This window comes from Novosphingobium sp. CCH12-A3, assembly GCF_001556015.1.
Classification (GTDB): Bacteria; Pseudomonadota; Alphaproteobacteria; order Sphingomonadales; family Sphingomonadaceae; genus Novosphingobium; species Novosphingobium subterraneum.
On sequence record NZ_LSIA01000291.1, the window covers coordinates 1 to 10,047 of the forward strand.

Annotated in this window: 11 protein-coding genes; 10 read left to right on the forward strand and 1 reads right to left on the reverse strand. The window is 64.2% G+C overall.

Annotated elements, in window-relative coordinates; translation table 11 throughout:
- The first annotated feature begins 182 nt into the window (after nt 1-182).
- The 9 genes from AX703_RS28090 (at nt 183) to AX703_RS23700 (ending at nt 8,025) form a co-directional block, all read left to right on the forward strand.
- Nucleotides 183-350: a hypothetical protein gene (locus AX703_RS28090; RefSeq protein WP_197423818.1), complete on the forward strand. Its 168-nt coding sequence runs from the start codon at nt 183-185 to the stop codon at nt 348-350.
- Nucleotides 351-396: 46 nt separating this feature from the next.
- Entirely contained in the window at nt 397-1,083 is a 687-nt protein-coding gene (gene gpmA, locus AX703_RS23665) for a 2,3-diphosphoglycerate-dependent phosphoglycerate mutase (RefSeq protein ID WP_039337234.1), read from the forward strand.
- Between the two features lie 32 nt (nt 1,084-1,115).
- A complete protein-coding gene (gene purE, locus AX703_RS23670; protein ID WP_062347702.1) occupies nt 1,116-1,601 on the forward strand; it encodes a 5-(carboxyamino)imidazole ribonucleotide mutase in 486 nt (161 codons plus the stop codon).
- Nucleotides 1,601-2,659 (forward strand): 5-(carboxyamino)imidazole ribonucleotide synthase, encoded by a 1,059-nt coding sequence (locus tag AX703_RS23675; RefSeq protein WP_062347704.1) that lies wholly within the window; start codon nt 1,601-1,603, stop codon nt 2,657-2,659. The genes purE and AX703_RS23675 overlap by 1 nt, the downstream gene beginning before the upstream one ends.
- Nucleotides 2,656-3,153, forward strand: coding sequence for a dihydrofolate reductase (locus AX703_RS23680; RefSeq protein WP_039337229.1), 498 nt, complete (start codon nt 2,656-2,658; stop codon nt 3,151-3,153). Before AX703_RS23675 ends, AX703_RS23680 begins: the two co-directional genes overlap by 4 nt.
- Nucleotides 3,150-4,073, forward strand: coding sequence for a bifunctional riboflavin kinase/FAD synthetase (locus tag AX703_RS23685; protein ID WP_197423819.1), 924 nt, complete (start codon nt 3,150-3,152; stop codon nt 4,071-4,073). The genes AX703_RS23680 and AX703_RS23685 overlap by 4 nt, the downstream gene beginning before the upstream one ends.
- Before the next feature lie 192 nt (nt 4,074-4,265).
- A complete protein-coding gene (gene ileS / locus AX703_RS23690) occupies nt 4,266-7,094 on the forward strand; it encodes an isoleucine--tRNA ligase (RefSeq protein ID WP_062347706.1) in 2,829 nt (942 codons plus the stop codon).
- Nucleotides 7,094-7,612 carry a signal peptidase II gene (gene lspA, locus AX703_RS23695; protein ID WP_062347707.1) on the forward strand — a complete coding sequence of 173 codons (519 nt, stop codon included), beginning with the start codon at nt 7,094-7,096 and terminating at the stop codon, nt 7,610-7,612. The genes ileS and lspA overlap by 1 nt, the downstream gene beginning before the upstream one ends.
- Entirely contained in the window at nt 7,612-8,025 is a 414-nt protein-coding gene (locus AX703_RS23700) for a DUF3035 domain-containing protein (RefSeq protein WP_039337313.1), read from the forward strand. Before lspA ends, AX703_RS23700 begins: the two co-directional genes overlap by 1 nt.
- Before the next feature lie 51 nt (nt 8,026-8,076).
- Here the strand turns inward: AX703_RS23700 and ung are convergent, their stop codons facing one another.
- Nucleotides 8,077-8,775 (reverse strand): uracil-DNA glycosylase, encoded by a 699-nt coding sequence (gene ung / locus AX703_RS23705; protein ID WP_062347709.1) that lies wholly within the window; start codon nt 8,773-8,775, stop codon nt 8,077-8,079.
- Nucleotides 8,776-8,873: 98 nt separating this feature from the next.
- On the opposite strand from ung, the gene AX703_RS23710 reads away from it, so the two are divergent.
- Nucleotides 8,874-9,995 (forward strand): UDP-glucose/GDP-mannose dehydrogenase family protein, encoded by a 1,122-nt coding sequence (locus tag AX703_RS23710; protein ID WP_304439903.1) that lies wholly within the window; start codon nt 8,874-8,876, stop codon nt 9,993-9,995.
- Nucleotides 9,996-10,047: the final 52 nt, after the last annotated feature.

Here is a 10,047-nt window from a genome sequence, read left to right on the forward strand (position 1 = left end):
AGGATGCGCTCTACCACTGAGCTACAGCAGCACACCATTTCCGCTTGGCCACTTCTCACCGGCGAACCGGCGGGGTGGGCAGGGGCGCGCTAATGACGGGGGGCTCGACCTTTGTCAAGCGACGTTCCGGCGCAATGCCTTCAAGTCTTGCAGTTAGTCGGCGATACCGGCAATCGGGTGCCATGAACGATGCAAAAACCCCGATGACGCGCGAAGAGCGGCTGGCGGCGCGGCTGCGCGAGAACCTCAAGCGCCGCAAGGCACAGGCACGTGCCATGGGATCTGCCAGCGGATCCGAGGCCGAATCGCCCGATTCGCCGGAAACCGGGCTTTCCAATTCGGCCGCCTGACGCTAGGGGCGCGGTTCCTTCTTAAAGTCAGTTACAGGATGCCCTGATGCCCCGCCTGATCCTGATTCGCCACGGCCAGTCGCAGTGGAACCTCGAGAACCGCTTCACCGGCTGGTGGGACGTCGACGTGACCGAGAAGGGTGCGGCCGAAGCCTTCGCCGCGGGCAAGCTGCTCAAGGACAAGGGCGTGCTGCCGACGCTGGCCTTCACGTCGCTGCAGACCCGCGCGATCAAGACGCTGCACCTGGCGCTGGAAGCGGCCGGTCGCCTGTGGGTGCAGGAAGACAAGGACTGGCGCCTGAACGAGCGGCACTATGGCGGCCTGACCGGGCTCGACAAGGCCGAGACCGCGGCCAAGCATGGCGACGATCAGGTCAAGGTCTGGCGCCGCAGCTTTGACGTGCCGCCGCCGGTGCTCGAAGCAGGCAGCGAATTCGATCTGTCGTCCGACCCGCGCTATGCCGGGATCGCGGTGCCTTCGACCGAAAGCCTCAAGGATACCATCGCGCGCGTGCTGCCGTGCTGGGAAGAGAAGATCGCGCCTGCGCTGCGTGCCGGTGAGACGGTTATCGTCTCGGCCCACGGCAATTCCTTGCGCGCGCTGGTCAAGCACCTGTCCGGCATTTCGGACGAGGACATCACCGGCCTCGAGATTCCGACCGGCCAGCCGATCGTCTATGAACTCGACGACAACCTTGCCGAGATCGAACGCTATTACCTCTCGGAGCGCTGAGCGCTTCGGCAAGCCTGAAGGGGGCAGGGGAGATGACTGACAAGCCTTTGGTCGCCATCGTCATGGGCAGCCAGTCCGACTGGGAGACGATGAAGAACGCCTCTGCCGTGCTGGAAAAGCTCGGCGTGGCACATGAATGCCGCATCGTCTCGGCGCACCGCACGCCCGATCGGCTGGTGAGCTTTGCCAAGGGCGCGCATGCCGAAGGCTTCAAGGTGGTGATCGCCGGCGCTGGTGGTGCGGCGCACCTTCCGGGCATGGTCGCTTCGATGACCCACCTGCCGGTGCTGGGCGTGCCGGTCGAATCCAAGGCGCTGAAAGGCATGGATTCGCTGCTGTCGATCGTGCAGATGCCGGGCGGCATTCCGGTCGGGACGCTGGCCATCGGCGTGCCGGGCGCGACCAATGCGGGCATTTTTGCAGCGTCGATCCTGGCGACGTCTGACGCGGCGCTGGCCGAGCGGCTGATTGCCTTCCGCACCGCGCAGACCGATTCGGTGGCGGAGAAGCCAGTCTGATGATCCCCCCCGGCGAGATGATCGGCATCCTCGGTGGCGGCCAGCTAGGCCGGATGATTGCGCTGGCGGCGGCGAACCTGGGGTATCGCTGCCACGTCTATGCGCCGGAAGCGGATTCGATTGCCGCCGATGTCTGCGCCGCATTCACGCAAGGCGAGTACGACGACGAGCCGGCGCTGGCGGCATTCGCTGCACAATGCGCGGTCGTGACCTACGAGTTCGAGAACGTGGCGGCAACGCCTCTGGCGGCAGTGACGGCCCATGCGCCACTCCATCCTCCGGCCAAGGCGCTGGAAGTGGCGCAGGACCGCGTGAACGAGAAGTCGTTCGTCGAAGCACTCGGCGGGCGGCCTGCTCCTTGGGCCAAGGTCGATTCGATGGAGGACCTGCGCGCGGCTGTGGCCAGTATCGGCGCGCCCGGCATCCTCAAGACACGGCGCGATGGCTATGACGGCAAGGGCCAGTGGCGGATCGTGCAGGCGTCCGATGCCGAGGCCGTTGAACTGCCCGGCAAGCCGTTGATCTACGAAGGCTTCGTGACCTTCGACGCTGAGTTCTCGGTGATCCTCGTGCGCACGGAAGCGGGCGAAGTGCGCTTCTGGGACAGCGCCGAAAACGTGCACAAGGGCGGCATTCTGGATCGCTCCACCGTGCCTGCATCGCCGGTCATTCTGGCGCAAGTGGAAGAGGCGCGGGCGCTGGCGGCGAAGGTGGCCGATGCGCTGGGCTATGTCGGCGTGCTGACGCTGGAGTTCTTTGCGACGGCTGACGGCCCGGTGTTCAACGAGATGGCGCCGCGCGTCCACAATTCCGGGCACTGGACCATCGAGGGCGCGCTCACCAGCCAGTTCGAGAACCACGTGCGCGCGATCTGCGGGCTGCCGCTGGGCTCGACCGCGCTGGCGGCCAAGGGCGTGGTCATGGACAACCTGATCGGCGATGATGCGCACGATTGGCCCGCGATCCTGTCCGACCCTGCCAACCACCTGCACCTTTACGGCAAGGCGGCGGTGCGGCCCGGGCGCAAGATGGGCCACGTGACGCGGCTGGTGCTGTGAGCGCAATCAGGGCTGGGCTGTTCCTGATCTATGCCCGCGCCGACAACGGCGTGATCGGCAAGGACAATGGCCTGCCGTGGCGCCTGCCCGCCGATCTCAAGCGGTTCAAGGCGCTGACCCTTGGCAAGCCGATGATCATGGGGCGCAAGACCTTCGAGAGCTTGCCAGGGTTGCTGCCGGGACGTCGCCACATCGTGCTGACGCGCGATGCCGGTTGGAACGCCGAAGGTGCCGAAGTGGCGACGAGCGTGGAGCAGGCTCTGACGCTGGCGGGTGAGGGCGAGGTTGCCGTCGTCGGCGGGGCGGAGATCTACCGCCTGTTCATGCCCCTTGCCGAACGGGTGGAATTGACGGAAGTACGTGGGCTGTTCGAGGGTGATACCGTGATGGAGCCGCTCGGACAGGAGTGGACAGAGGTATCGCGCGAAGTGCATCCGGCGCAGGCGGAGAGACCCGCTTTCGATTTCGTCACGTACGCCAGGGCGGACGCATGATTCGTCTCGACAGTCTGCAGCCGGTTCCGGAAGCCATGCGTGGCGGGATTGTCGCGCTGGGCAATTTCGACGGGTTTCATCTTGGCCACCAGGCGGTGGTGGGTGAGGCGATCCGTTGGGCCAAGGCGGAAGGGCGTCCGGCGATCGTAGCGACGTTCGATCCGCATCCGGTGCGGCACTTCAAGCCCGATGCCGAGCCGTTCCGCCTGACTACGCTCGATCAGCGGCAGGAGCTGTTCGCGGCCGCTGGTGCCGATGCCATGCTGGTGATCCACTTCGGGGCGGACGTTGCCGGGATGACCGCGCTCGAATGGATCGAGGCGGGGCTGGTCGGGCATCTTGGCGCGGTCGGCGTGGTGACGGGTGAGGACTTCACCTTCGGCAAGGGCCGCAGCGGCAATGCGCAAGTGCTGCGCCAAGAGGGGCCGCGCTTTGGCCTGACGGCGCGCGCGGTGGGGCCGGTCACGCTGGAGGGCGAGGTCGTCTCATCGAGCCGCATCCGCGAGGCGCTGAAATCGGGCGACTGCGAGACGGCGACGAAGCTGCTGACGCGGCCATTCGCGATCCGCGGCATGGTGCAGCATGGCGACAAGCTGGGGCGGACGATCAACTTCCCCACCGCGAACCTCGACATCGGCATGTATCTGCGCCCGCGTTACGGCATCTATGCGGTGACGGGGCGCCTGCCGGATGGTCGCGTGCTGAAAGGCGCTGCCAATCTGGGCATCCGCCCGACTTTCGATCCGCCCAAGGAGCTGCTCGAGCCGCACTTCTTCGATTTTTCGGGCGACCTCTACGGGCAGGAAATCGAGGTGGCGTTCCACCATTTCCTCCGGCCCGAGGCGAAGTTCGATGGCCTCGATGCGCTGGTGGCGCAGATGGGGCGGGATTGCGACGAGGCGCGGCGGTTGCTGGCGTAGCGGCCCGCTGCTCGTCACCCTGTCATCCTGAACTTGTTTCAGGATCCATGTTGCCGATCAAACTGCTGTTCGTGTGGAGAGATGAACGCTGAAACGAGTTCAGGGTGACGATGTGCTTGCTTTGAAGGCTTGTTGCCGCTTGCCAGCGCCCCACTTCCCCAATGTGCGCAATTGCTCTAGTGCGCAGCCGTCATGACTGAACCACGCGACTTCCGACCGACCGTCTTCCTGCCGAAGACCGATTTCCCGATGAAGGCTGGCCTCCCCCAGAAGGAGCCGGTCATTCTTTCGCGCTGGCAGAATGAGGGCATTTACCGGAAAGTTCGCGAGGCGCGCACGGGCCGCGAGAAGTTCATTCTGCATGACGGCCCGCCCTATGCCAATGGCGACATGCACATCGGCCATGCGCTGAACCATATCCTCAAGGACATGGTCTGCCGCACCCAGACGCTGCTGGGCAAGGACGCGCCCTATGTGCCCGGCTGGGACTGCCACGGCCTGCCCATCGAATGGAAGGTTGAGGAAGAGTACCGCAAGAAGAAGAAGAACAAGGACGAGGTTCCGCCCAAGGAATTCCGTGCCGAATGCCGCGCTTATGCCCAGAAGTGGGTCGACGTGCAGCGCGAGCAACTGAAGCGCCTCGGCATCAATGGCGATTGGGACAACCCCTATCTGACGATGGATTCGCAGGCCGAGGGCACCATCGTGCGCGAACTGCTGAAGTTTGCCGAAAGCGGCCAGCTCTATCGCGGCGCCAAGCCGGTGATGTGGTCGCCGGTCGAAAAGACCGCGCTGGCCGAGGCCGAGGTCGAGTACGAGGACATCGTCTCGACCCAGATCGACGTGGCGTTCGAGATTGTTGAGTCGCCGATCCCCGAACTGGTCGGCGCGCATGCTGTGATCTGGACGACGACGCCTTGGACGATCCCGGTGAACCAGGCTTTGGCTTATGGGCCTGAGGTTGAGTATACGCTTTTCATGCAGGCCGATGGTCCGCTTGGTTCGTGTTCGTTCCTTGTTGCGTCCGAACTCCAAGACGAATTTAAGCGAAGGACTGGACTCGGCTTCGAGCAAAGCAACTTCAATCCGAGAACATACCAGTTCAAAGGCTCCGACCTCGCGGGAACGATCTGCCGCCACCCGATGCACCACCTTGGTGGGTTCTTCGCCAAGCCGCGTCCGATGCTCCCCGGCGATTTCGTCACGACCGACAGCGGCACCGGCCTTGTCCACATGGCGCCCGATCATGGCGAGGACGACTTTGCGCTGTGCAAGGCGCACGGGATCGAGCCGGTCTTCGCGGTGCAGGGCGATGGCAAGTATCGTGAGGACTGGGGCTGGCTCGGCGGGCAGGGCTCGGTCATCAATCCCAAGTTCAACGCGCCGGACGGGCCGATCTGCGAGGACCTGCGCGCGGCTGGCGGGCTGCTGGCGGCGTCGGCCGACTACAAGCATTCCTACCCGCATTCGTGGCGTTCGAAGGCCAAGGTGATCTATCGCTGCACACCGCAGTGGTTCGTGCCGATGGATCGCGAAGCCGAAGGCGGCACGCTGCGCGAAAAGGCCACAAAGGCCATCGCCGACACCCGCTTCGTGCCCGAAAAGGGCCGCAATCGCATCGGTGCGATGGTCGAGGGCCGTCCGGACTGGGTATTGTCGCGCCAGCGCGCGTGGGGTGTGCCGATCACGCTGTTCGTGGATCGCAAGACCGGCCAGTACCTCAACGATCGGGAAGTCAACGCGCGCATCGTCGCCGCGGTCATGGCCGAGGGCGTGGATGCTTGGGATGAGGAGCGGGCGCAGGAATACCTGGGCGAGAAGTACAAGCTCGAGGATTACGAGCGCGTCACCGACATTCTCGACGTGTGGTTCGATTCCGGCTCCACCCATGCCTTCGTGCTGGAATCGGGGCGCTGGCCCGATCTGCAGTGGCCTGCGAATCTTTATCTTGAAGGGTCGGACCAGCATCGCGGCTGGTTCCAGTCCTCGCTGCTTGAATCCTGCGCCACGCGCGGGCGGGCGCCCTATGATGCGGTGCTGACGCACGGGTTCACCATGGACCAGAAGGGCATGAAGATGTCCAAGTCCCTGGGCAACACGATCAGCCCCATCGACCTGATGCGCGATTACGGCGCGGATATCCTGCGGCTCTGGGCGCTTTCGGTCGATTTCACCGAGGATCACCGCATCGGCAAGGAGATCCTCCAGGGCGTTGCCGACCAGTACCGCAAGCTGCGCAACACCTATCGCTACCTTCTGGGTGCGCTCGACGGGTTCAGCGAGGACGAGCGGCTGCCGGTGGCGGAAATGCCCGAGCTGGAGCAGTACATGCTCGGCCTGCTCGGCAAGCTCGATGCCACGCTGAAGCAGGCTGTCGAGGACTTCGACTACAACACCTATGTCCGCGCGCTGACCGACTTCTGCAACGAGGACCTTTCGGCGTTCTTCTTCGATATCCGCAAGGATTGCCTCTATTGCGACGCGCCTTCGGACCCGAAGCGCCGCGCCTATCGCACCGTGCTCGACACCTTGTTCCACGCGCTGGTCCGCTATGGCGCGCCGGTGCTGGTGTTCACGGCTGAGGAAGTGTGGCAGTCGCGCTATCCGGGTAGCGACAGCGTGCATTTGCTGGAATGGCCTGAGGTGCCTGCGGTTGACCGGATTGGACCGGACGGTGATCTTTGGCTCTATGAGAACGGTGAGCCACTGACTCGGTGGGCCTCGCTCCGTGAAATGCGCCAGTGGGTTACTGAGGCTATCGAGCCGTTGCGTCGTGAAAAGGTGCTGGGTTCCAGCTTGGAAGCGAAGGTATCAGGTCCTTTCTCGGACGCTTCCGACTTCTTGGCTGAACTGTTCATCACAGGTCCAGTTTCGCATAGCGATACCCTCCAAGTGACCAAGAATACCGACCACAAGTGCGGCCGTTGCTGGCGCCTGCTTCCGGAAGTCACGGAAGACGGAGCGCTGTGCGATCGTTGCGACGAGGTCGTGACGGCCATTGACGCAGGTGCAGCGGCCTGATGCTGACCCGTCCGCGCATCGAGGGCCTGGGCCTGGCGCTGCTGGTTGCTGTGGTCGACCGGATCGTCAAGGCGGTCATGGTGGGCCCGCTGATGCTGCGCGATCTGGGGGTGATAGACCTGCTGCCGTTCTTCGACCTGCGCTATGCCGAGAACTATGGCGTTTCGTTCGGCATGTTCACGGCAACGTCGATGGAGATGCGGTACGGTCTGATCATCGTGACGGCATTGATTGCGCTGGGCGTGACGGTGTGGATGCTGCGCGAGACCTTGCGCGGTGACATTCTTTCGCTTGGGCTCGTGCTGGGCGGGGCGCTGGGCAATATCTATGACCGGCTGACGCTGGGCTATGTGATCGACTATGCCGACCTGCACATCGGCGAATGGCGGCCTTTCGCCATCTTCAATCTGGCCGACGTGGCGATCACGTTCGGTGTCCTGATACTGCTTGCCCGCTCGTTCAAATCGCGCGAAAAGCCAAACGATAGCGGCGACCAAACCGCCACGGAGAATGCATGATGCGTAAAGCTGCCGCCCTTGCTCTTGTCGTCTCGGGGGCGACCCTGCTCTCGGCCTGCGGTGGCGGCGGTTCGCTGTTCAACCGTGACCGTCCTGACGAAATGGCCGTGACGCGCGCCGCGCCGCTGGTCGTGCCGCCCGATTTCGCGCTGACTCCGCCGAGCCCCGGCGCGCCGCGTCCGCAGGATTCGGAAACCGGCAAGCAGACGCTGGAAACCCTGTTCGGCGGTCCTTCGGCACGTTCCAGCGTGGAGACCGACGCGCTCAACCGTGCGGGTACCGCAGCAGCCTCGATCCGTTCGACCGTGGGTGATCCGGCAACGCAGACCGTGGCCAAGGGCCAGGTCGTGCGCGACATCCTTGCCGCGCCGGAAGGTGACGGTCAGGCAGCGTCTGCTTCGATTCCGGGCTGAGCTTCGGCCCGATCCCGATGTGAAAGCCCCGCTGCGGCGGGGCTTTTTGCGTCAGAACAGGGTTTCCTGGAGGCGCCAGTCTATCGCGCCGCGCCCATGGGCCTGAAGGAAGGCATTGGCCTGGCTGAAGGGTTTCGAGCCGAAGAAGCCCTTGTAGGCCGAAAGCGGGCTGGGGTGCTGGGCCTTGAGCACGAGATGCGGGCCGCTCCGCAGCGCGGCGATGCGCGCTGCCTTCTTCTGCGCATGGCTGCCCCACAGCATGAAGACGGTGGGCTCGGGCCGCAAGGCGACGGCTTCGACTGCGGCATCGGTGAGCAGTTCCCAGCCCTTGCCCTGATGCGAGCCAGCGTTTGCTGCCTCGACTGTCAGCGCATTGTTGAGCAGGAGCACGCCTTGCTGCGCCCAGCGCGTGAGATTGCCGTGGCCTGCGCGCGGGATGCCAAGGTCGGCTTCGAGTTCCTTGTAGATGTTCACGAGGCTTGGCGGAATCTTGACGCCACGCCGGACGGAGAAAGCCAGACCGTGCGCCTGTCCTGGACCGTGGTACGGGTCCTGCCCGAGGATGACCACGCGCACCTGATCGAGCGGCGTCAGCTCCAGCGCGGCGAGGCGCGCATCGCGCGGTGGATAGATCTCCTTGCCGATGCGTTCTTCGGCGTCGAGGAAAGCGTCGAGGTCGCGCAAGGGAGGGGATTGCAGGACCGGTTCGAGGCTCGGCAGCCAGCTTTCGGGCAGGGAAATGCTAGTCATGTTCCGGCAAGGTTAGACGGTTAGGAGGCGCGCCCGCAAGCAGGGTTCCGGGATGGGCCAGTGCTTGCTAACAGCGCAGGGCTGTACGGAGTGCTTTGATGAAGATCGCAATGGTTGGCTCGGGCTATGTCGGGCTGGTTTCGGGAGCCTGCTTTGCCGATTTCGGCCACGACGTGGTCTGCATCGACAAGGACGAGAGCAAGATCGAGCGACTGCGCTCCGGCGTCATGCCGATCTACGAACCGGGCTTGGCCGAACTGGTCGCCGCCAACGCCAAGGCCGGGCGCCTGTCGTTCTCGACTGATCTTGCCAGTTCCATCGAAGATGCTGCTGCGATCTTCATTGCAGTCGGCACGCCCTCGCGCCGGGGCGACGGGCACGCCGACCTGACCTATGTCTATGCCGTGGCCCAGGAGCTGGCGGAAAACATCAGGACGCCGACCGTTGTCGTAACCAAGTCGACCGTGCCGGTGGGCACCGGCGACGAGGTGGAGCGGATCATTCGCGAGAGCGGAACCGATGTGAAATTCGCCGTGGTATCCAATCCGGAATTCCTGCGTGAAGGCGCCGCCATCGGCGATTTCAAGCGGCCCGACCGTATCGTCATCGGTGCCGAGGAGGAATGGGCGCGTGGCGTGATGCGCGAGGTCTATCGCCCGCTGTTTCTCAACCGCGCGCCGATCCTGTTTACTTCGCGCCGCAGCAGCGAGCTGATCAAGTACGCCGCCAATGCCTTTCTTGCCACCAAGATCACCTTCATCAACGAGATGGCAGACCTGTGCGAAAAGGTCGGCGGCGATGTGCAGGACGTGGCGCGGGGTATCGGCCTCGACAATCGCATCGGGTCGAAATTCCTGCATGCGGGGCCGGGCTATGGCGGGTCGTGCTTCCCCAAGGACACTCTGGCGCTGCTCAAGACGGCGGAGGATTACAACAGCCCGGTGCGGTTGGTCGAAGCAGTGGTCAAGGTGAACGACAGCCGCAAGCGCGCAATGGGTCGCAAGGTGATCGAGGCGCTGGGCGGCGACGCCCGCGGCAAGCGCGTGGCGCTGCTGGGCCTGACGTTCAAGCCGAACACCGACGACATGCGCGATGCACCCTCGATCGCGATCGTGCAGACGTTGCTGGATGCGGGGGCCGAAGTTGTGGCCTACGATCCGGAAGGCATGGACGCCGCAGCAGAGATCATGCCTGAGGTGACCATGGCGGCATCTACTTAGTCGTCCGTGAACAAAGCGAAGTTCGTTTCGGTGCCGGGTAGACCGGGTCTGT